Annotated in this window: 17 protein-coding genes and 2 pseudogenes; 10 read left to right on the top strand and 9 right to left on the bottom strand. The window is 46.8% G+C overall.

Features of this window, described 5'->3' with window-relative positions; translation table 11 throughout:
- Window positions 1–541 precede the first annotated feature (541 nt).
- Both RIE73_RS37035 and cobU read right to left on the bottom strand, forming a co-directional pair.
- Window positions 542–1,153, bottom strand: coding sequence for a hypothetical protein (locus tag RIE73_RS37035; RefSeq protein WP_446405922.1), 612 nt, complete (start codon window positions 1,151–1,153; stop codon window positions 542–544).
- 54 nt (window positions 1,154–1,207) lie between these two features.
- On the bottom strand, window positions 1,208–1,792 hold the full coding sequence (gene cobU / locus RIE73_RS37030; protein ID WP_446405921.1) for a bifunctional adenosylcobinamide kinase/adenosylcobinamide-phosphate guanylyltransferase: 585 nt from the start codon (window positions 1,790–1,792) through the stop codon (window positions 1,208–1,210).
- 165 nt (window positions 1,793–1,957) lie between these two features.
- On the opposite strand from cobU, the gene RIE73_RS37025 reads away from it, so the two are divergent.
- The 3 genes from RIE73_RS37025 to hpsU all read left to right on the top strand — a co-directional run bounded on the left by RIE73_RS37025 (window position 1,958) and on the right by hpsU (window position 4,783).
- Window positions 1,958–2,677, top strand: coding sequence for a hypothetical protein (locus RIE73_RS37025; protein WP_446405920.1), 720 nt, complete (start codon window positions 1,958–1,960; stop codon window positions 2,675–2,677).
- A 392-nt stretch (window positions 2,678–3,069) separates the two neighbouring features.
- Window positions 3,070–4,026, top strand: coding sequence for a glycosyltransferase family 2 protein (locus RIE73_RS37020; protein ID WP_446405919.1), 957 nt, complete (start codon window positions 3,070–3,072; stop codon window positions 4,024–4,026).
- 145 nt (window positions 4,027–4,171) lie between these two features.
- Window positions 4,172–4,783, top strand: a complete 612-nt coding sequence (hpsU, locus tag RIE73_RS37015; protein ID WP_446405918.1) for a hormogonium polysaccharide biosynthesis acetyltransferase HpsU — start codon at window positions 4,172–4,174, stop codon at window positions 4,781–4,783.
- A gap of 85 nt (window positions 4,784–4,868) precedes the next feature.
- Here the strand turns inward: hpsU and RIE73_RS37010 are convergent, their stop codons facing one another.
- On the bottom strand, window positions 4,869–6,149 hold the full coding sequence (locus RIE73_RS37010; protein ID WP_446405917.1) for an ABC transporter substrate-binding protein: 1,281 nt from the start codon (window positions 6,147–6,149) through the stop codon (window positions 4,869–4,871).
- A gap of 264 nt (window positions 6,150–6,413) precedes the next feature.
- A complete protein-coding gene (gene pdxH / locus RIE73_RS37005) occupies window positions 6,414–7,058 on the bottom strand; it encodes a pyridoxamine 5'-phosphate oxidase (protein ID WP_446405916.1) in 645 nt (214 codons plus the stop codon).
- Window positions 7,059–7,132: 74 nt separating this feature from the next.
- Here pdxH and RIE73_RS37000 point away from each other — a divergent pair, with 74 nt between their 5' ends.
- Window positions 7,133–7,498, top strand: coding sequence for a lipopolysaccharide assembly protein LapA domain-containing protein (locus RIE73_RS37000; RefSeq protein ID WP_446405915.1), 366 nt, complete (start codon window positions 7,133–7,135; stop codon window positions 7,496–7,498).
- A gap of 103 nt (window positions 7,499–7,601) precedes the next feature.
- Here RIE73_RS37000 and RIE73_RS36995 read toward each other — a convergent pair.
- Together RIE73_RS36995 and RIE73_RS36990 are read right to left on the bottom strand one after the other, a co-directional pair.
- Window positions 7,602–9,077 (bottom strand): annotated as a pseudogene (locus RIE73_RS36995) (hypothetical protein).
- Between the two features lie 145 nt (window positions 9,078–9,222).
- Window positions 9,223–9,426: a hypothetical protein gene (locus tag RIE73_RS36990; protein ID WP_446405914.1), complete on the bottom strand. Its 204-nt coding sequence runs from the start codon at window positions 9,424–9,426 to the stop codon at window positions 9,223–9,225.
- Between RIE73_RS36990 and RIE73_RS36985 the strand changes: the two genes are divergently transcribed.
- Window positions 9,418–10,218 carry a segregation/condensation protein A gene (locus RIE73_RS36985; RefSeq protein ID WP_446405913.1) on the top strand — a complete coding sequence of 267 codons (801 nt, stop codon included), beginning with the start codon at window positions 9,418–9,420 and terminating at the stop codon, window positions 10,216–10,218. The genes RIE73_RS36990 and RIE73_RS36985 overlap by 9 nt on opposite strands.
- 379 nt (window positions 10,219–10,597) lie before the next feature.
- A complete protein-coding gene (locus RIE73_RS36980) occupies window positions 10,598–11,764 on the top strand; it encodes a sugar phosphate nucleotidyltransferase (protein WP_446405912.1) in 1,167 nt (388 codons plus the stop codon).
- 132 nt (window positions 11,765–11,896) lie between these two features.
- On the opposite strand, the gene speA is transcribed toward RIE73_RS36980, so the two are convergent.
- Window positions 11,897–13,996: a biosynthetic arginine decarboxylase gene (gene speA / locus RIE73_RS36975; protein ID WP_446405911.1), complete on the bottom strand. Its 2,100-nt coding sequence runs from the start codon at window positions 13,994–13,996 to the stop codon at window positions 11,897–11,899.
- Between the two features lie 191 nt (window positions 13,997–14,187).
- Between speA and RIE73_RS36970 the strand changes: the two genes are divergently transcribed.
- The 3 genes and pseudogenes from RIE73_RS36970 to RIE73_RS36960 all read left to right on the top strand — a co-directional run bounded on the left by RIE73_RS36970 (window position 14,188) and on the right by RIE73_RS36960 (window position 18,082).
- Entirely contained in the window at window positions 14,188–14,895 is a 708-nt protein-coding gene (locus tag RIE73_RS36970; RefSeq protein WP_446405910.1) for a hypothetical protein, read from the top strand.
- Between the two features lie 26 nt (window positions 14,896–14,921).
- Window positions 14,922–15,164, top strand: a pseudogene (locus RIE73_RS36965) (Uma2 family endonuclease); the annotation flags it as partial.
- Between the two features lie 185 nt (window positions 15,165–15,349).
- A complete protein-coding gene (locus RIE73_RS36960) occupies window positions 15,350–18,082 on the top strand; it encodes a cation-translocating P-type ATPase (RefSeq protein ID WP_446405909.1) in 2,733 nt (910 codons plus the stop codon).
- A gap of 164 nt (window positions 18,083–18,246) precedes the next feature.
- Here RIE73_RS36960 and aroH read toward each other — a convergent pair whose 3' ends face one another.
- Together aroH and sppA are read right to left on the bottom strand one after the other, a co-directional pair.
- Entirely contained in the window at window positions 18,247–18,630 is a 384-nt protein-coding gene (gene aroH, locus RIE73_RS36955) for a chorismate mutase (RefSeq protein ID WP_446405908.1), read from the bottom strand.
- A gap of 236 nt (window positions 18,631–18,866) precedes the next feature.
- Window positions 18,867–19,691 (bottom strand): signal peptide peptidase SppA, encoded by an 825-nt coding sequence (gene sppA / locus RIE73_RS36950; protein WP_446405907.1) that lies wholly within the window; start codon window positions 19,689–19,691, stop codon window positions 18,867–18,869.
- 309 nt (window positions 19,692–20,000) lie between these two features.
- On the opposite strand from sppA, the gene RIE73_RS36945 reads away from it, so the two are divergent.
- Window positions 20,001–21,125: a DMT family transporter gene (locus RIE73_RS36945; RefSeq protein ID WP_446405906.1), complete on the top strand. Its 1,125-nt coding sequence runs from the start codon at window positions 20,001–20,003 to the stop codon at window positions 21,123–21,125.
- Window positions 21,126–21,465 lie beyond the last annotated feature (340 nt).

Raw genomic sequence — 21,465 nt, 5'->3', positions numbered from 1 at the left:
TTCATAATTAGCTCAGGTTCAATCGACTTAACAGACCTTACACCTAAACAGGCGACTCAATCGGGATAGATATCCTATCCACTCTTTTCAGGAGGTGAAAGGGATAACAACGACATCCTTTGCAAAACTTTGCGAACGTGATGATCCATCAACCGGATCATTGCTCCAGCTCACATGTTGGCTCGGTTTCGGTTATGTCTGGTTAGATACCTTCCCTCTAGAGTCGGCAAAACCGTTTAAGTTCCTCGTTCCATCTGGATTGATGTCTAGTGCGGCTCTCCAGGGGGGAAAGACAAGGGTCTGTCTGATTCTGCTCAACCTCGATCGCACATTTGTACTGACAGCGACGGAGTAGCCAAAAAAACATTCCCGACGAGAATGGGCTTCTCCGTCACCGTTGAGTGAAGACGTTTTCCTCTCAGCCAGATAATATAGAAACACGCTGCATGGGGATGTAAGTTCTACTTAAAATAACTTCCGGTTCCAATCCAGTCCGGAAGAGTTCCCCGATAGCACAGCGTTAAGTTTTATTGAGAAATTATTAATCGGTTGCGGATTTCTGATTACCTGATGCTAAGGAATTATCGGCAGTTTCTGACCAAGGTTCCCGAGGACAAGCGGTGCGATCGCGCACTAACCGTAGATAGTCTTGCTGGTTTAACGATTCTGGGGGATGAGGTGATTCTCGTCTCTGATGGTTTGGATAGGCAGAAGCCTCTCGATCACCACCCTCTTGATTCTCACCCTGACGCAGGCGGTGGTGAATCATCCTCAAGCGATTCTGACTATTGATCGGTTCTCGCGGTTTGGGTAAATCCGTATTGGGCCAATTGGATAAATCGCTACAGGTGCAAGACTCTGGCGGTGATCCCACATTAAACATAGGAACGGGCATATCACACCGGGAACAGGATTCAACGTCCCACTTTGATGTCAACAACTCAGAAATCGTTTGGCTGGTTCCGGTGAGATAACAATCCCCGCTTTCGGGGGAAAGCAGATATTGCCAGAGTTCCTCAAACTCCTGACTATAGCGATCGCCTGCAATGATTCGCTGCGGTTGCAGCACCTGTTCACCATTGCGGACGACAACTTGTTTACCTACCTGACACCAATAGGCTAGGTAGCGTTTGACTTGCTGTTCAGATGCCATAGAATATATAAGACCTTAGCAGCCAAAGCTGCTTTATTGTTACCGTCTGTATTTCTATGGTAGCGATTCCCGCGATAGCGGTGATCCCAGGGTGCTGAGATTCAGGATATGACCACCCGTAACTAAATACACGGGGTTGGCGATCATACCGAATTGACGCACAACTTGACCGAGGCGATCGCGAAAGGTTCTGCCTAGGGGATAAGCCGGAACTACACCCCAACCCGTTTCTTCAGCCACCAAAATTAGGGTAGCTGAAGTGTGGCTGACAGTCCGCCAGAGGGTGTCTGTGGTATCCTGCCAAATCCCATCCTCTTGATCCAGGCAATTCGCCACCCAGGTTCCCAAGGAGTCAATTAACAGACAGTAATCTGGTTGATCCCACTCCAGAATCGTCTCGACTAATTCTATCGGCGTCCACACCAAAGTCCACTCAGCGGGGCGTCTCTGTTGATGCTTCTCAATTCGGGCAACCCACTCCAAATCGTTGGGATCAACCTGTGCCGTTGCTACATAAACAACCTGCTTATCTGTCTTATCGGCTAATTGTTCTGCCCATTCACTTTTTCCAGAACGGGCTGGACCCGTGACCAGGATAAGCTGACCCATCGATAGTGTGGTTCCCGCGATCGCTTTCATCTGTCGTGATCAAGTTTAATCGACATTGGGCAAAAATTAGCGATTTGCCGAATCTCTTCCCAGATTGGGTAAAAATTGAATAGGTAGGTGATCATGTCCCAAACTTAAACCCTAGGACTGTATCTACTGTAATCAGCGTGATTTTTGCCCAGTGGCATCAAAAACATGAAACCAGAACTGCAACGGATCGAAAGCACTTTATCTCAGTTAGCCCAAGAAGACCAAACCCCATCCACGGCGGTGGCGTCTCCAATCGACTCAACTGGGGATCAGTCTAGCGACTCCGCCAAAGGGAAAGAGCCTTCATTTTCGATTAGTGTGACGCCATTCCCGGCTCAAAAGCAGCAAAGTAAAACCCCAACACTGCCGAAACTCAAATCCGCTAGCTTCAGTGAACATCGCCATAGCGCCAATCCCGCCTTGGCAATGAATCTGCTCAAAGAAATTGAAGAAATTGTCTCGGGTTGGCAGAATCAACTGCATACCATAGTCCGCCAAATTCAAGATATTTATATGGATGGACCAATCGTTGAGGGGTGGTTAGAATCTCATGCCCGTCAACCGGAAGCGGATCACGCAGGAGTACGTCGTGCTGAGGTGGATCGACTCATGGACTATGTAACCCAACCGTGGCATCAATCCCAGGGTGATGCGAATGTCACCTGTGAATCCCCCCGGGCAGGGTATCGCCTTTGTGGATTAGATGCAGATGGTCAGTTTTGGGTGCGTACCTGTCCTGCGGATCAAGTGCCGAGTGTCAGTTTAGCGATCGCACGCTATCAGAAGCTACGACAGCTACTGACTCGCAAAGATGATCTGGAAACGCGCCTCAGTCAGCTTGCCGAAACGTTAGCCGTATTGCACGCGCATCTCGGTAATGATTGAACATTCAACCGAAAGTTGGCAGGTTAGTGAGTCAGGAAGTTATAACATTGATGGAACGTAATGGCACTTATATGGCTGTTTCCCATCTCTTATCCCGTTCAAATTCTTGAATTGGGACTGGCGCTGTAGCCTATCCTACCCGAATAAAGACGCTCAAAACGCTAAACTATGGAATTGAGCATCTAGCCAACGGTTCGTTTAGCCAGTCGAGATGGTATGGTCAAAGTGACAAAATTTGATAATCCTCTCCAGGAATCGGGGGAATGCTACGATTTTCGCTATTGATCACAGTTCCGCCTGCCCCAAGTCGATCCCGTTTTGAATCGTATTCATTTGCGCGTTCAAAATTCTGCCAAAGGTTATCATTCTCACCGATTAAATCTTTTTAAAGTATGACTATTAGTAACTCTAAAGTTCCCGTTTCTGTTCTGATTCCGGCAAAAAACGAAGAAGCTAACCTTCCGGCTTGTCTGGCTAGTGTGGCTAGAGCCGATGAAGTGTTTGTGGTGGATTCCCAAAGTAGCGATCGCTCGATTGAAATTGCCGAAAACGCTGGGGCGAAAGTCGTGCAATTTTATTTCAATGGACGTTGGCCCAAAAAGAAGAACTGGAGTTTAGAGAATCTGCCCTTTCGTAATGAATGGGTACTGATTGTGGATTGTGATGAACGGATTACCCCAGCGCTTTGGGATGAAATCGCCACGGCGGTTCAAGATCCCAACTACGAAGGGTACTATATCAATCGCCGCGTTTATTTCTTAGGCAAGTGGATTCGCCACGGCGGAAAATATCCCGATTGGAATCTGCGCTTATTTAAACATCAAAAAGGTCGCTACGAAAATCTGGGAACTGAAGGAATTCCCAATACAGGAGATAATGAAGTTCACGAACACGTTATCCTGCAAGGGTTAGTTGGTTATCTCAAAGCAGATATGGATCATATCGACTTTCGGGATATTTACCATTGGCTGGAACGACACAATCGGTATTCCAACTGGGAAGCACGGGTTTACCTGAATATGCTCACGGGTCGTGATGAATCTGATACGATTGGTGCGAATTTATTTGGGGATGCGGTACAGCGCAAACGTTTTTTGAGAAAGGTTTGGGTTTGGCTGCCGTTTAAACCTACCTTGCGATTCATTATCTTTTACTTTATCCGGTTGGGCTTTCTGGATGGTAGAGCAGGATATATTTACGGGCGCTTATTGAGTCAATATGAATATCAAATTGGTGTCAAACTCTACGAATTACGCAAGTTTGGTGGTCATCTGAATCCAGAGGTGGAAACGTCCGCCGTTTCATCGGCGAAATCTCCGGCTACTTCCGTGGTTTCTCCTCATCCTTAATCGGCAGCCACATCAAATTGCTGATTAAAATTTGCTGAAAGGAAATAGGCGAAAGGAAACTTTATAAGTCTTCACCGTTAACTTTAATTGCCCCCACCTACTTATCATGAGTTCCACCTCTCAAATAACAACGCTATAAGTATCCATGAGCCGAGACATAGACACCAATATTCCAGATGTAACCGAACCTCCGAGTTTGGATGACACACCATTTGTTGATTTGCGAGATTATGACCAGTCTGATTTTGACCGAGGACGTCCAAGCTGGTTCATTTTACTCTGGTGGTTGGTGCAAGCTGTTACTTTTCCCATAAGTCCACATAATTTTAATGGGTTTCGCCGCTTTATCCTGCGGCTATTTGGTGCCACAATTGGTCAAGGGGTACTCATCCGTCCGACTGCTCGTTTTACCTATCCTTGGAAGGTAGAAATTGGCGACTATAGCTGGATTGGAGATGATGTGGTTTTGTACAGCTTAGAACCGATTCGCATTGGCTGCCATTGTGTGATTTCTCAAGCAAGCTATCTTTGTACCGGAAGTCATGATATTCAAGATGCGGCTTTTAGTCTAAAAACGGCGGGAATTAGTGTTGGCAATGGTGTTTGGATTGCGACCGATTGTTTTATTGGTCCCGGCGTCCAAATTGGGGCGAATGCAGTGATTGGCACCCGCAGTAGTGTGTTTAGTAATATTCCGGCTCAACAGGTTTGTTGGGGGACACCCGCCCGTCCCCGTTATCTGCGGCAAATTCGCTAATTCAATCGATAGGCAAAATAAAAGGACATATCATTTATGTAGAGACGTTGCATGCAACGTCTCTACCATAAGATGCTTACTTAGATTATCTATCCGACCAACTTTCCTCAATCTTATTCAAAACACTATCCACATCTTCACCACCTACATAATCCACAATACCTGTCCAAAACGTACCCGTTCCCACGGCTCCTGGCATCATATCTGAACCATCAAAACGCACAACTTTGGCATTCGATAAAATCTCAGCTTGCCGTTTCGTTACCTGATCCGGATACGCCTCTAAACTCACCTGTTGATGCGGAGAGAGATAACCGCCAAAACCTGCCAAGATTTCATGAGGCTTTGATGTGGCTAAATATTCCATTAACTTTCGCGCCTCTGGAGTATCGTTAAACATGGCAACGATTTCACCAGAGACTAACACAGGCGCATCAATGTCTTGATTCATTGTGGGAAATGGAAAAACATCAACATCCTTGCCCATTACCACATTATCGGGGAAAAACGATGTAATAAAGCTCCCCTGATGATGCATATAGCAACTGGGGGGTTGTTCAAAAAGACCTTTTGGTGAGTCTCCAAAGGGTGTACTCAGCACACCTGTTGTACCCCCAACCACATATTTTGGATTCAGCACAATGGTGCCAAATTTTTCAAAAGCTGCTTCAACAGTGGGATGATTGAAGGGAATTTCATGATTAATCCACTGATCATAAACCTCTGCACCAGCCTGATGCAGCATGATATCTTCTACCCAGTCTGTCCCCACCCAACCTGTAGCACTAGCATTTTCCATACCGATACACCAAGGGACACCCCCATCGGCGACAATCTGGTCAGATAATGCAATCATTTCATCCCATGTTTTCGGGATTTCGTAACCCTTGGCTGTAAATGCTGTTGGGTTATACCAAACTAAGCTTTTGACAAATGCCCGATACCAGATACCATAGATTTGGTCATCAACGCTGGCTAGATTCAACCAATCCTGAGCATAAGCATCGGATAGTTGTGTCATATCCATAAACGAATCAATAGCCACCAGCTTTCCTTCGCGGGCAAAATCAGCCATCAAGCCCGGTTGCGGAAACATGGCAATATCTGGCGCATTTCCTGAATCAACCCGCACGGGTAATAGAGTAGCGAACTCAGCTGTGCCTTCGTAAACAACCTTAATTCCTGTTTCTTCTGTAAATGGTGCTAGGGCTTTTTTGAATTCCTCCTCACCCTTCCCTGTACCAACTCCCATGATGGTCACAGTTGCACTTTGCTCAGACTGATTTTGAGCCGGACTACAAGCGGCTAAAAGTATTGGTAAGCTCAATAGTAAAGTCAGTGTTTGACCAACTTTCGCTCTTAACATTTCTAGTTTCTACCCAAGGGGAATAACGTTAATCCATTGATGCACCCCACTGGTTTATTTTTAACAATTACTATTTATCTTGATGCTGCAAAAATCAACATCAATGTCTGGTGTCATAGCTTTTCCAAGATAACCTTGATTTGGGCGATCGGCAATAGCTGATGACTTATCAATTTTTAATAATGAATTATGAATTTCCTGTTCCCTGTTCCCCGTTCCCCATTCCCCATTCCCTGTTCCCCATTCCCCGTTCCCTGTTGCCTGCTACGGAGATAGGCGTTGTATCATCCAGCTACCCTCTGCTGTACGTTGATAGAGCAACCGATCATGTAACCGACTGGGACGCCCCTGCCAAAACTCAATGGCGACAGGAATTAATCGAAATCCTCCCCAGTGAGGTGGACGGGGTATGGTTTTAGTCTCATACTCTTTTTTAAGCTGTTGTAATCGTTGCTCCAGTACCTCGCGGCTGTCAATCACCTGACTTTGCTCAGATGCCCAAGCCCCCAGTTGAGAGTCTTGGGGACGGCTGTGAAAATAAGCGTCCGATTCCTCAGCCGACACCTGTTCAATCTGTCCCTCAATCCGCACTTGTCGTTCTAGCTGAGTCCACCAAAAGGCGATCGCGCCCCAAGGATTTGCCAATAACTGTTGTCCCTTGCGACTTTTGTAGTTGGTATAGAAGACAAACCCCCGCTCATCGTATCCTTTAAGCAGTACCATTCGCGCCGACGGTTTCCCATCAGATGTTGCCGTCGCCAGAGTCATCGCATTGGGTTCTGGCAACTTCGCGGCTACCGCTTGGTCAAACCATAAGGTAAATTGCTCGAATGGATTCGGATGAGCATCTTTTTTATTTAACTGCTGTAGGCTATACTCTCGGCGCAAATCGGCGATGCTTTTACTCATTTTTGCTCCAGACAAAAGGTTTTAGCATCTCTTGCTAAAATTATCAAGACACTGTAGACTAAAGGACTGACCTAATGCGACAACTGAATTTTCTGCTCATATTTGCTGTGTGTTTAGCGTTGGTTTTATTTAGCTTGCAAAACACTCAGCCTGTGTCGATTCAAATTATTGAAGGTATTGATGTTGAGGCTCCTCTAGCGCTAGAACTAATTATAGCCATGGGACTCGGTTCTGTGTTGGCATGGCTTTTTAGTGTTTGGGCGCAGCTACAGCGACAGCTAGAGTCTTGGAAAGCTGCTCGTCAGATCCGGGCGAAAGAGGAACGCATTGAAGAATTAGAGCAAGACATGGAACGCTACAAGGCAGAAGTCGAAGAACACCAATTACCCGCACTATCGGCATCTGAAACAGTAACAGAAGGTACCATCGTTGAAAGGTGAATAGATTTTGGGGCAATGTGAGAGTGTTAACCGCTTCCAAAAACCTAGTCATATCTGCTCACAAGTAAACAAACCTAGGCAAAACTCAACGGTATAAGTTTCTTCAAGCGCTTGCTTTTAGTGCGTTACTGCTTCCCTGTTGAGGGTTGACCAAAAACTCCCAGTTAGAGATACCATAGTAGGCGTGTCTACTTCTGATAAAGCGCTTGAGCTTGTTATTTAGTTGGTTCCACTGGCTCCATACGTGCTTGCTATCGTTCACCGATAGATAGGCGGTTATGGAGTCTGGTAATTTTTCCCCTAGTCTCATGCCGCGACGAGCAATCGCCAGGGCCGCTGCTTCATCGCTGGCTACCCCGTACATTCGGGCATACTTAACCAGACCAATTAGGCTGGTGTAGGCGGGATTGACTTGTCTTAACTCTATACCGCGATTAGACAGGATGGCGGTTAGTAGCTCGAAAAAGCGGCTGTATGCCCAAGCAGATAGCATTCTGGCGTACTTGCGCCCTTTCTCCCTAAGTTGGTTTTTCTTGCCGGAAAAGTCCAACTCCTCACACACAATCGGGCATTGGTAGAAAATCGCCATATCCAGAAGTAGGAAACAGATATGTCTGATGGCGGCGTCCTGTTTGCCACGGGGTAAACCCATCTGAATCAATATCTGCCCATGGTGCTTGAGATTGCCTTCTTTATCGATGTATGCCCAACCGATTGAACCTGGGTTCAAGTCTATGCCAATACACCCGTACTGAATTGGTCTAGATACCTGTTTGACTGGTGCTGGAGTGAATTGTACCGCTACACACCATCTGCCATCCTTCCGGTAGAAGTGCCAGGTTTTAGCGCCCTGTGCTGGCAATCGGTTAACATTCCGATGAAAATCTCCAATTTTAGATGAGACATATTTGCCGAACTTACCCTCTAGAGAGTAGGGAACCCGAATTTTGATTGTCTGCCCGTCCCATTGGCAAGACTGATTCCCACAGGTTTCAGCGGCGGCTCCTACTATGTAGGCTTGTCCCTTGGGTATAGTAACCCCAATAGGAGCCGCTTTAAGGTACTCGATCTGTAATTGATAGTGGTTGAGTTTGCGCTTTTTGTGGTGCAGTTGGAAGCGTAGGTTCTGCCAGTTAGTATCCCGGTATTGAATAGACACCGAAAGAGGTAGTTGACAGCCTGTCTTACTATTTTGCCAGTTTTTCCTACGGTAAAATTTACGAGCATTCTTTAGCTGGCGTTCTGTCTTTTTGAGCCACTTCTGACAAGATTTGAATTGGGCAGTTAGCACCTTGACGTGGCGCTGACGGTTAGCCGACGCAGCATCTACCGCTCCTTGACTAAAGGCGATCACTCCATTGGCGTGACGCTTGTTTATCCCGTATGTCTGCTGTAAATGTGTATTTCATTGAGACTTGTTGAATTTATTATCCCAGAGGAGATGATTGGCTGTCTCACATACGCAGACATGGAATATAGATGAGTATTCAGCTAGGAACATTTCCAATTGAGTTAAACCCATTGGGTTTAACTCAATTGCTGGGGTGGGAAGTCCTTTGCAGTATGTGATGGTAACCATTGATTCGACCTGTCAACCCTTCTTCTGGTATTGTATACAATGACAGCCAAAAATGTTTCCGACTAAAATACCTACTCATTTTTGAATAGACATGAGTAGGTATGATCGGGGATTATGTTACAGTTTCTAACCCTTCACTTCTCCTTCATTTCGTTTGAGGACATGGTTCGAGGGCATGCATGGTGCGTGAGTTAACTTCCGCATCTCCCCCAGCTTCCCCAGCTTCCCCTGCTTCCCCTGCTCCCCCTGCTTCCCCTGCTTCCCCTGCTCCCCCAGCTTCCCCTGCTCCCCCAGCTTCCCCATCTTCCCCATCTTCCTTGTGTCTATCTGAAGATTGCTGATGAGACAAACACCTGCTACCGAAGCGATCGCGCTATTAATTGACCTAGCCCAACGCGGAGAAATCGATCCCTGGGATGTTCAGGTGATTGAAGTGATCGATCGCTATCTCAGTAGTCTCCCCTGGGGGAATGATGCCCAAATCAATCCCCGTGATACCGATTTGTCCCAATCCGGACAAGCGTTTTTATGGGCGTCAATGCTTGTCTTACTCAAAGCCGACACGCTACAACGTTTAGAGGAACCCGAAGAACCCGAATTCAGCGACATCGAAGCGGAAATCGAACCCACGAATGAACCGCGCTTACCCTTATATTTAGAACGCCATATCCGTCGTCGCACCGCTGCACCCCCTCCCAAAAAGCGCCCTGTCACCCTAAACGAGTTGATCGAGCAATTACAGCAAATGGCAGATCAACTCGAAGCCACCCCCACACCCATCCGCTCAACCCGCCGCCAATCTCTATCACGAGGACAAGCAGCACAAGCTATCACCCAGCTAGCTCACGATGAAAATTTAACCGACATTGCTAAACGCCTAGAACAGTTTATTTCCAGTCATTGGCATGAAATCGCTGCCGGAAAAGATTGGCTGAATCTAGAGCAATTGCTAGAGTGGTGGACGGTATCACCAACAGTATCGACGAATGACAATCGCCCAAGGGCTGTTGATACCACTAAACCCCTAGTCAGCGATCGAGTCGGTGTGTTTTGGGCGCTGCTCCTGTTATCGGCTCAGTCTAAGGTGGAATTATCCCAAGAGGAATTCTACCAAGACTTAAAAATCCGGACACTGGGGTAAATCAATCAGGGGTGTTATCTGGGATTCCGATTGGCAGCTTAATCGGCTGTCCAACACTTGACAGAATGCACCAATACCAGTCGCACGAACCGCATCTTGCCGTTTTGCCTCATGGCTTCGGTCAAGATCAGATACTTATTAAGACGGTATGTAGCCTCCTACGTACTTACCCAGGTCAGTGGTGCATAGTGATTGATTAGGTATCGGTAGTCACTCAAACTTTTGTGAATCTACCCCTTTGTCACCTGATCTCTGTCATTTTTCCCGGTATATAGGATGAGTCTTGACAACGGTTCAACGTCCTTAAGGGCAACCACTGAGCATCAGACTCAATTGACCAACTTGAACATTTGTGGCATAGCTTGAGGAAGATAATTTTATGAAAGCCATGATTCTGGCAGCCGGTAAGGGGACTCGGGTTCGCCCCATTACCTACACCATTCCCAAACCATTGATTCCCATCCTGCAAAAACCTGTAATGGAGTTTTTATTAGAACTTCTAAGGCAGCATGGTTTTGACCAAGTTGTGGTTAACGTCTCTCACTTAGCTCATGAAATTGAAGGCTACTTCCGAGACGGTCAACGATTTGGTGTCGAAATTACCTATTCATTTGAAGGGCGAATTATTGATGGTCAACTGGTGGGAGAAGCCTTGGGGTCTGCGGGTGGAATGCGTAAGATCCAAGACTTTTATCCCTTTTTTGACGACACCTTTGTTGTCCTTTGCGGGGATGCTCTGATTGATCTGGATCTGTCTGCTGCTGTCAAGTGGCATAAAGAAAAAGGCTCTGTGGCTACGATTGTGACCAAACCTGTGCCGCGAGAGCGAGTCTCTAGCTACGGTGTGGTAGTGACTGACGAAAGCGGTCGGATTAAAACGTTCCAGGAAAAACCTTCGGTAGAAGAAGCTCTCAGCACCAATATCAATACGGGCATTTATATTTTTGAACCCGAAGTCTTAGATTATATTCCATCTGGTCAGGAATATGACATCGGCGGCGATTTATTTCCCCAATTAGTGGAAATGGATGCGCCCTTTTATGCTGTATCGATGGATTTCCAGTGGGTGGATATTGGCAAAGTGCCCGACTATTGGCATGCCGTTCGGGGTGTTTTGACGGGAGACATCAAAAATGTCTCGATTCCCGGTAAAGAAGTTGCTCCTGGTGTTTACACTGGATTAAATGTGGCGGTCAATTGGGATAAAGTGGATATCAAAGGACCGGTTTACATTGGCGGCATGACCCATATTGAAGATGGTGCGAAAATTATTGGTCCATCGATGATTGGTCCGAATTGCTGGATCTGTAAAGGTGCAACGGTTGATAACAGCGTTATTTTTGAATATTCCCGCTTGGGTGCAGGCGTTCGCTTAGTCGATAAGCTGGTCTTTGGACGCTACTGTGTTGATAAGACGGGTGCAACAATTGACGTGCAAGCGGCTGCCCTCGATTGGCTGATTACGGATACCCGCCAGACACCTCCATCCCAAGATCCCGAAGAAAAGCAAGCGATTGATGAAATTCTTCTAGGTCAAAATGGTTAGTCCATAACCTCTGAGTTGCTCACCCAACCATCCATGTTGCTGGTTGGGTGGGCAATTCCACCGTATTTAGAGTCGGCTGAATAGGTATTGTGGTGGGGTTAGGGAGCAGGGGGAGCTGGGGGCAACTTCTGGCTAAGAAGACAGATAAGTATAACTACTCAGACTCTTCTGGTAGTTTTGCAGCAACCGTTGGGATTCTGCTAAGGTAATGCAATTGTCTCGTAGAGCTTGTTCGGTGCGACGACGAATGCTTTCAACTAAGTCCTCTGAGTCGTACTGGACATAACTCAATACTTCTGTGACGGTATCTCCTTTAACCAGATGCTCAATTTCATAGCCTCTAGGTGTGAGCCGAATATGGACAGTATTGGTGTTGCCAAACAGGTTGTGTAAATTGCCCATAATTTCTTGGTAAGCTCCGACTAAAAATAAGCTGAGGTAATAGGGTTCTCTGGTTTGAGGATGAGAGGTTGTTCCCGATTTCTCTAGAGCAGTCGATTGAGTTACCTTATCCGTAAACTCCCCGCCACTACCCTGGTTTTCCTGTACTTTCGCTTTTCTTAACGGATGCAGTTCCAGCACGGATTTAACATCCCGTAGGTCGATAAACTGGTTAATTTTGCCGTCACTGTCACAGGTCAAATCGGCTAAGATACCTCGACAGGTGGGTTCCTCATTCAGCCGATGGATGGGCATAATCGGAAAGAGTTGGTTCATTGCCCAGGAATCAGGAACCGATTGAAAGACCGATAAGTTGACATAATAAATCGACGCCATCGTTTTTTCTAAGTCTTCGAGATCACTAGGCACATAGTCCTGAGTTCTAACAATATTGAGAATTTTCTCACAGCACGCCCAGTACAATTGTTCGGCTCTAGCCCGTTGCGTCAAGCTGAGATAACCGAGATTGAAGAGGCTTTTGGCTTCTTCATTAAATTGAATAGCGTCGTGGTAAGCTTCTTGGTAATTTTCGACCGTGATATTTTCGTAAGTTTCCCAGAGGTTACGGATAATCAGATGTTCGTTCTGGTGAGCAGGTGCGGGTTCTCCAGAGAGAACATCGCTGGTATTGAGGACATCAAAGATGAGTACGGATTGATGAGAGGCGATCGCACGACCACTTTCACTAATTAACACCGGGGCGGGAATCTGGCGAGCTTCACAGGCTTCCTTCACCTCGGCAACGATATCGTTGGCATAATTCTGCATATTATAGTTTTTCGAGGCGTAGAAGTGGGTTTTAGAGCCGTCGTAGTCAATGGCTAAACCACCACCCACATCCAGGTAATTCATATTAGCGCCCAAGGCATGCAGCTCGACATAGATTTGACTGGCTTCTCGAATGGCGTCTTTAATCACGCTAATCGCAGAGGTTTGAGAACCAATGTGAAAGTGTAATAACTGCAAGGCGTTGAGCAATCCAGCCTCCCGGAGTTGGTTGACACAAGCCAGGATTTCCGGAAGCGTCAGACCAAACTTAGCGCGATCGCCTGTGGATTCTCCCCAACGACCCATTCCTTTGGTACTCAGTTTGGCTCGTACACCGATGATCGGATCAATGCCTAATTTTGCCGAAATGTCAATCACAAGTTGGACTTCTTCGAGTTGCTCAATCACAATAATCGGTTTTTGTCCCAACCGCATCGATAGCAGCGCCGTTTCGATATACTCTCGGTCTTTGTGACCATTACAGATAAGCAGAGCGCCATCAGTTTTTAAGGTGGCTAGGGCAATCATCAGTTCCGGTTTAGAGCCCGCTTCTAAGCCAAACTGATAAGGGTGTCCAACCTGCACCAACTCTTCGACCAGATGTCGGTGCTGATTACACTTGACCGGATAAACCCCCTGGTAACGACCGGGGTAATTATAACGAGCGATCGCCTTGGCAAAACAGGCATTTAACCGCTCAATCCGATCAGCGAGGATATCGGAAAAGCGAATTAATAACGGAAGTTCCAGATTGCGCCCTTTGAGGGCTTGCACTAATTCAAACAGATCCAGGGAACCGCCGCGATCGCCTTTGGGGGAAACCGTCACATGACCAACGGCGTTAATTGAAAAATAGGGTTCTCCCCATTCCTGAATCCGATACAGTTTCTCACTCTCCTCAATCGTCCAACTGGGGCGCGATGATCTGCCATGAGGTAAGCGAGTATGAGCAGGACGATCCGGGTGATGCGATGGCTGCTTTTGCTCACGAATGCTGAGTGTAGATGTTCGCTCTCCTGTCATATCTATTCCGATCACCCTTAAAACTATGCCTTGCGATCGTTAATGCTAACGCATCTCGCTCTTGGCTTTGAGCAGATTTTTGTCTTGGTCTCCCAGAAACCGTGTTAAAATTCCGTCAGCATAGTGGTTTCTCTACTCTCAAGGCGCAAAGCGTCGCGTTTTCAAGTTGATCCTGACTGTAAAGGGCGTCAATGCTCAATTCATCTGACCATTCTTCCGAACAGCACAATTACCTCCAGGTATTACAGCAGCTCGTTAACAGATATCCCTTTGTCTTTTGGGGAACAATCTGGGGCTTTCTCGTCTTGATTGGCACTGTAGCAACGGTTGGTTTACTCGATCCTGGGCGGATTGAGTCGGATAAGTCTGTGCCAAAACCCTTAGTCTCAACAATTTTGGAGTCAACGGCAAAAAAAACGTCCCAATCCGACTCTCCGGTAATCTCCTCGATAGAGGACTCTTCACCACAAGAAGGTTTACCCTTTACCTTGTTTTTGGGTCTAGCCTTTGGTTGTGCCGCCGGTTCTTTGTTAGTCACCCATGCGTTTAGACAATCCACTCAACGCCGTCAACTGATCAAACCGTCTAAATCAAATCGGCGCAAAAAACGGCGACGCCCTGTAAATCAGCGTCAAGTCTCCCCAACCCCCCAATCGGCAGCGAATACACCAGCAATCCAGACGTTGGACTCTCCCCAGCCTGTTGCGTATGATTCAGACACTGAAGTAACCGTCGTACCTGATCAAGAAAAAAATCCCTTAGATCAGGAGGAACAGAGTCTGGCCGAAATGCTGGATTTACGCAAACGTGAGTCTCTAGCGTCGATAATGCGGCGGAGTTTGTCTACAGAGCGAGACATTTCCCTGAGTCAAACTTCTAGTTACTTAAACCATAAGTGATTTCTCTAACTGGCGTTTAAGGTGCTATGACAACGGTACTGAATTTAGAGCCAATTATGACCCTGACACGGGAGCAGTTTTTTCAATTGTGTCAGGCAAATCCAGACTTACAGCTTGAACGTTCATCGAATGGAAAATTGATTATCGTGACGCCTATTGGTGGTGAAGGAGGCACTCAAGAGGCAAATTTGATTATTAAGGTTGGGGTTTGGAACGAGCAAACTCAGTTAGGTTTGGTGTTTAGCTCTCAGACTGTATTTAGTTTACCCAATGTGAATGGTCTTGATGAGCTTTCCGAATTGAAAGGAGAAAACGACCGATTGGTCATACCATAGGTTGATGGCTTGATGTAGAGCGCGTTGTAAACTGAATGATGCAATTATTCTGCGAGCGTAACTAATGATTTGGCTTGTCCCGCAGTTTTCATCAATTACAGTTTAACCACATTTGGCGTATGAACAATTTAGAAAACCCCCAAGATAATCAATGGCATTCTGTAGCCGTTGCAGAAACCTTAGAGCGAGTTCAACTCAATCGCCAACAAGGGTTAAGCCAAGCTGAAGTTCAAGAACGAAAAAATAAATTTGGTTCTAATACCATCGAAGCCAAAGGGGGCAAAAATCCAGTTCTCAAGTTTTTAGAACAATTTAATCAACCGCTCCTTTATATATTGATTCTTGCCGGGATTGTTAAAGCTTTTTTAAATGAATGGACGAATGCTTGGGTGATTTGGGGCGTTGTCTTTATTAATGCTGTTGTCGGCTTTGTCCAAGAAATGAAAGCTGAAAACGCGATCGCGGCCTTATCTTCTTCTGTTCAAACCGATGCAACCGTTCGCCGCGATGGCAATAAAACCACCGTTTATTCAGCCGAATTAGTGCCGGGGGATTTGGTCTTTTTAACCTCTGGTGATAAAGTCCCGGCAGATTTACGCTTAATTGAAGTCAAAAACTTACAAGTGAATGAATCGGCATTAACCGGGGAATCAACGGCAGTCGAAAAAAATGCCGAAGCAGTTGATGCTGATGCCGCCCTAGCGGATCGTAAAAGTATGGCTTATGCGGGCAGTTTTGTCACTGCCGGTCAAGCCCAAGGGGTCGTGATTGCCATTGGGAAAAACACCGAAACTGGGCGTATTTCTCAATTAATGGACAAACAAGCTAATCTGATTACTCCCCTCACCCGTAAATTCGATAAATTTAGCCGCCAACTGCTCTACGTTATTTTAGGCGTTGCCACCTTTACCTTTGTTGTCGGTTTGGGTTATGGAGAAGCCTGGACATCGATGTTTGAAGCGACCATTGCTTTGGCTGTGAGTGCCATTCCCGAAGGTTTACCCGCCGTGGTCACGATTGCCCTAGCCATTGGGGTGTCGCGCATGGCCAATCGTCACGCCATTATCCGTAAATTACCCGCCGTCGAAACCCTGGGAAGCGCTACGGTTATTTGTTCGGACAAAACCGGAACTCTGACAGAAAACCAAATGACGGTGCAAAGCATCTATGCAGGCAATCAACATTATCGCGTGTCGGGAAGCGGTTACACTCCCGAAGGCCAAATTTCCCAAGACGAGAACACGATCGAGGTTGAAAAAATCCCTGTTCTCAAAGATTGTCTGATTGCGGGTTTGCTTTGTAATGACTCCCATGTAGACAAACAGGAAGACACTTGGAAAGTAGTCGGTGACCCCACCGAAGGTGCATTGATTACCGCCGCACGCAAAGCTGGATTTTGGGCGAACGATCTAGAAGAAAAGCAACCCCGCTTAGATACCATTCCCTTTGAATCCGAGCATCAGTATATGGCTACCTTGCACGAAGATAAACAGCAAGGGGAGAAAGTGGTTTATTTAAAAGGGTCGGTCGAAGCGGTGTTGTCTCGGTGCGAGGCGGTTTTAGATGTCGATGCTCGTCCTCAAGCCCTCAACGCCGCGCCAATCCACGAAATTGTCGAAACCATGGCCGCAGAAGGCTTGCGCGTTTTGGCGTTAGCTCGTAAAACCGTTGAGCAAAACGTAATTGAGCCAGAAGATATCAATAGCGGGTTTCAATTTTTGGGCTTGCAGGGCATGATCGATCCGCCTCGTCCCGAAGCGATTAAAGCCGTAGAAGCCTGTAAAAACGCCGGAATCCGCGTCAAAATGATTACGGGGGATCATCAGGTCACAGCGAAGGCGATCGCGCTGCAAATGCGCTTAAAACGTCAAGGAGAGACGATCGCGTTTACGGGTCAAGAACTCTCGGAGATGAACGAAACCGAGTTAGCCAATGCAGTAGAAGATGGGGTTGTGTTTGCTCGCGTCGCTCCCGAACAAAAATTGCGCCTGGTTGAAGCTTTACAATCTAAAGGCGATGTGGTGGCAATGACTGGGGATGGGGTGAATGATGCTCCGGCGCTCAAAAGCGCGGATATTGGCATTGCTATGGGGAAAGCGGGAACCGAAGTGGCTAAAGAAGCGGCGGATATGATTCTCACTGATGATAACTTTGCTTCGATTGAAGCGGCGGTAGAAGAAGGACGCACGGTGTATCGCAACTTAATGAAAGCGATCGCGTTTATTCTACCGGTGAATGGGGGTGAGTCGATGACGATTTTTATTAGTGTATTACTGGCTCGCGCTGAGTTTCTGCCGATTTTATCTTTGCAAGTGCTGTGGCTGAATATGGTGAACTCTATTGCCATGACGGTTCCTTTGGCTTTTGAACCGAAAGCCAATAATGTCATGCAACAACCGCCTTTATCGCCTCATCAACCGTTACTCAATCGCAGTTTAATTAAACGCATTGTGCTAATTTCGCTGTTTAATTGGATTGTGATTTTTGGCGTTTTTGAGTGGATTCGCACGACCACGGGCAATATCGATTTAGCCCGGACGATGGCGATTCAAGCTTTAGTGGCCGGACGGATTTTTTACTTACTCAGTTTGAGTCAAATCGGGCTGACCTTGTGGGGGAAACTGCGCGGTCGCCTCGATCGCGTTGCGTCTGTACCGATGATTTGGGTGGGGATTGGCGTAACGATTGTTTTGCAGGCGATTTTCAGTCAATGGGGCGTGATGAATAACTTGTTTGCCACTTACCCGTTGAATCTGAATCAATGGCTGATTTGTTTGGTTATTGGACTGCCGATTGTAGTGGTGGCCGCGATCGCCAACCGCATTGATCCACCGAATGTCAGTCAGCAGTAGGTTTTTCAGTCATCAGTCATCAGTCATCAGTTTTTTGGGCAATCGACTTTTCGGCAATCACAGGGGCGCTTTTCCCTTTGTCCTTTGAGAGAGGTGGAAGTACTCAGAATTCCTGTCGTGTTGTCAGGAAAGAAGGTTTTGCCTGGGTTTAATTTGGAGGTTAGTTAACTTAATTGAGCCAAACTCCAATCGGGTCTTAAATTTTTCGCTTGACGCAGATAAGGGTGATAAATCTCAGTTTGGCTTACTGGGGTATTAATGTGAATTAGGCATCGGATACAGCGCTCCAGGCTGCCTTCTACATGCATTTGTTGGAGATCGAGTAAGGCTACATTATCCCAATTAGGACGTTCACGAGCGATCGCGGCAGGAAAAATCGTATCCAAATCCCGTGTCGTTGTAAAGATGACACTAATAATTTCCTCGTGGTCAATCTGATTGTGGGTTTCTATCTCATCTAAAAGTTCTGTTACAGCATCTCGAATGGCTGCAACCGTATTTTCTGACACCGTTGTTGCCCCGCGAATCGCTCGAACACGCCACTCCACTGTTGATATCCTCCTAAAACGTTTTGAGTTTTGACCCTTCGCTTCGCTCAAGGGAACCTGGTTTGTAGGGGCGGGTTTAGGGATTTTCGCGCCAGCTATTGATGGTATCGTTTGTACAAAACCCGCCCTGACTAAGTTTTGAGCTTTGATCCTTCACGACCTTCGAGGGCATGGCGCGTTAGTTAACTCTTTTGTTTCCCCTGCACCCTTGCTCTCCTGCTCCTGGAGAAAAACTCCTAAGGTCGATAGAGCCAAAGCGGTTGACCACTGGTTGATAGTTCAAATTCTAACCAATTTATCCCTGCCGATAACCCAGAATTCATCCGACCCGTATTGCCAGGAACCAAACGACTCAAGAGGCGTTTAGGTTCTTCAATCGTCTCACATTTCGTTTTCTCTGGATCAAGACCCACCAGTTCGGCTGCCCAGCGACGGGCATCTTCCTCGGTTCCGAGGCGATCGACAACTCCTAAATCCAAGGCTTGCTGACCTGTGAAAATTCGACCATCGGCAAAGCTTCTCACCGTTTCCACCGCCAAGTTGCGGGCTTCGGCAACGGTTTGCACGAACTGTTGATAACTCGTATCAATCATCTCTTGCAGAATCGTTTTTTCGGAGTCAGTGAGTTCGCGGTCAAATGCCAGAATATCTTTGTAGGGACCCGATTTGACAACCTTGAAGGACACCCCAATCTTGTCTAAAAGGCGTTCGAGATTATTGCCACGCAGGATCACGCCAATACTTCCGGTAATCGTACCGGGGTTGGTCACGATATGTTCAGCCCCCATACCGATGTATACTCCCCCAGAGGCAGAAATATTCCCAAAACTGGCAATAATTTTCACCTTCTCCCGCAGGCGCATCAAGGCGCTGTAGATTTCCTGAGAGTCGCCCACGGTACCGCCAGGACTATCAATTCGCAGCAGTAAGGCAGGGAATTTCTTCTCTTCCACGGTTTTGAGCGCGTCTAGTACCCGTTGGCGAGTATTACCAGCAATCAAACCCGTGACTTCGATGCGAGCAATTTGTTTACGCGATTTAGGCTTAAAGGGCCAGGGCATATCGTTTCAAAAATGAGGGATGTAGACACTCTAGCGGTGTCCCGCCAGGTTAAAGACAACATTAGCTAGGGGTAGAACCGCTATATTACTTTACCAGTTTGCACGATCTCAGGCTTTTTGTCCGAATCGTGTTTTCAGCACAGACCTGTCGAAGGACGAAGGACATAAGGACATAAGGACAAAGGACAATAACCCATGACATTTTTGTATCGTATGCTTAACATAAAGTAAAAATTGAGTACAATCTATGTAAAGAATCATAAAGAACATATAGGGTTAATCCCCAGCGTTGATAATAAACACGATCTCATGCAGCTCAAAATAACCAACCAATCCCCTTTTGCCCCCTTAAAGGGCGCACGCCGTGCGCCCCTACTGTTGATTGCGCCGTTTTTCCTGTGGGGGACGGCGATGGTGGCGATGAAAGGTGTTATTCCTGATACAACTCCCTTATTTATGGCAGGGGTGCGCTTAGTTCCCGCTGGAGTACTGATCCTAATTGCCGCATCGATAATGGGGCGTCCTCAGCCTAAAGGGTGGGTAGCTTGGTTATGGATTAGCCTGTTTGCGTTGATAGATGGTGCTTTATTTCAAGGATTTTTAGCCGAGGGCTTAGTGCGAACCGGGGCTGGCTTGGGTTCGGTGATGATTGATTCTCAGCCTTTAGCTGTAGCCTTACTGTCAGGTTGGCTGTTTGGTGAAATTATTGGTCTGTGGGGTGGCATAGGACTGGCAATTGGTATTGTGGGCATCAGTTTGATTGGGTTGCCCGATGCCTGGATTTTCAGCATTCTGCATGGCAATGTAGCAACTGTGGAATTGAGTTGGCAGCATCTGTTTCAAAATGGGGAATGGCTGATGTTACTGGCGTCCCTGTCGATGGCTGTGGGAACGGTACTGATTGGCTTTATCTGTCGATATGCCGATCCGGTTGTGGCGACAGGTTGGCACATGATCTTAGGCGGATTACCCTTGTTTGCGCTGTCGGGGATGTGGGAATCTCAACAGTGGGTGAACATTGACTTCAATGGCTGGATGGCACTGGCTTACTCAACGATATTTGGCAGTGCGATCGCCTATGGGTTATTCTTCTATTTTGCCTCCAAGGGGAATCTCACCAGTCTCAGTGCATTGACGTTTCTGACTCCTGTGTTTGCTCTGTTATTTGGCAATCTGTTTTTAGGGGAAGTCTTGAGTTCCTTGCAATGGGTAGGTGTCAGTTTGACGTTAGTGAGTATCTACTTGATTAATCAGCGTCAGGAAATTGCTCAAGGATTAACATCATTCCGCCAAGCCTGGACGACTGTCAATCAAACGGTTACCGCCGAACCCTTAACCACAAGCGATCGCCTCATCCGCAGCTTGAAGGCGATGGGGTTAATTGCTTTACCGATCAAACTCCAGGATTCTGAAGTAGAAGGATTACCCCGCTAACCTATTTCAGCTCAAATAGCCATGCCTCTCCCATCAAAATCTTCGATTTGACATGAGAGGCATGGCATTTAATATAGGAGTACGTCACGAGTAAGGATTTGAGCTATCTTGGAGTGAGACTAAAATAGGCAAACTATCATGGCAAACCGCTCGTAAATGTCTACCCACAATTACCCAAAACTAAGCATTTTGGGGAGGTGGGGTGAGCGTGCAGACTCAGCCGTAAAAAAGAGTAACCTACCATCTGGCAAGGTTGGCTACGCTTTTTTGGTCATGACACCCAAGAATGAACGCTAGTTTTTGGCACTGTCGGAACTATCAACGAAAGGCGAGACATCAA

The sequence above is a fragment of the Coleofasciculus sp. C1-SOL-03 genome (genome assembly GCF_040220555.1).
Lineage (GTDB): Bacteria > Cyanobacteriota > Cyanobacteriia > Cyanobacteriales > Coleofasciculaceae > Coleofasciculus.
Note: the sequence above shows the minus strand (reverse complement) of the source record. Positions and strands in the feature narration are given on the sequence as shown.

What these genes read in the sequence shown, in the direction of transcription:
- RIE73_RS37000 (WP_446405915.1), top strand. Translation starts at nt 7,133, where the DNA reads ATGCGACAACTGAATTTTCTGCTCATATTTGCTGTGTGTTTAGCGTTG.
- sppA (WP_446405907.1), bottom strand. Translation starts at nt 19,691, where the DNA reads ATGCCCTGGCCCTTTAAGCCTAAATCGCGTAAACAAATTGCTCGCATC.
- RIE73_RS37025 (WP_446405920.1), top strand. Translation starts at nt 1,958, where the DNA reads ATGAAACCAGAACTGCAACGGATCGAAAGCACTTTATCTCAGTTAGCC.
- RIE73_RS36945 (WP_446405906.1), top strand. Translation starts at nt 20,001, where the DNA reads ATGCAGCTCAAAATAACCAACCAATCCCCTTTTGCCCCCTTAAAGGGC.
- RIE73_RS36980 (WP_446405912.1), top strand. Translation starts at nt 10,598, where the DNA reads ATGAAAGCCATGATTCTGGCAGCCGGTAAGGGGACTCGGGTTCGCCCC.
- RIE73_RS36985 (WP_446405913.1), top strand. Translation starts at nt 9,418, where the DNA reads ATGAGACAAACACCTGCTACCGAAGCGATCGCGCTATTAATTGACCTA.
- cobU (WP_446405921.1), bottom strand. Translation starts at nt 1,792, where the DNA reads ATGAAAGCGATCGCGGGAACCACACTATCGATGGGTCAGCTTATCCTG.
- pdxH (WP_446405916.1), bottom strand. Translation starts at nt 7,058, where the DNA reads ATGAGTAAAAGCATCGCCGATTTGCGCCGAGAGTATAGCCTACAGCAG.
- hpsU (WP_446405918.1), top strand. Translation starts at nt 4,172, where the DNA reads ATGAGCCGAGACATAGACACCAATATTCCAGATGTAACCGAACCTCCG.
- RIE73_RS36960 (WP_446405909.1), top strand. Translation starts at nt 15,350, where the DNA reads ATGAACAATTTAGAAAACCCCCAAGATAATCAATGGCATTCTGTAGCC.
- RIE73_RS36970 (WP_446405910.1), top strand. Translation starts at nt 14,188, where the DNA reads ATGCTCAATTCATCTGACCATTCTTCCGAACAGCACAATTACCTCCAG.
- speA (WP_446405911.1), bottom strand. Translation starts at nt 13,996, where the DNA reads ATGACAGGAGAGCGAACATCTACACTCAGCATTCGTGAGCAAAAGCAG.
- RIE73_RS37035 (WP_446405922.1), bottom strand. Translation starts at nt 1,153, where the DNA reads ATGGCATCTGAACAGCAAGTCAAACGCTACCTAGCCTATTGGTGTCAG.
- RIE73_RS37020 (WP_446405919.1), top strand. Translation starts at nt 3,070, where the DNA reads ATGACTATTAGTAACTCTAAAGTTCCCGTTTCTGTTCTGATTCCGGCA.
- RIE73_RS37010 (WP_446405917.1), bottom strand. Translation starts at nt 6,149, where the DNA reads ATGTTAAGAGCGAAAGTTGGTCAAACACTGACTTTACTATTGAGCTTA.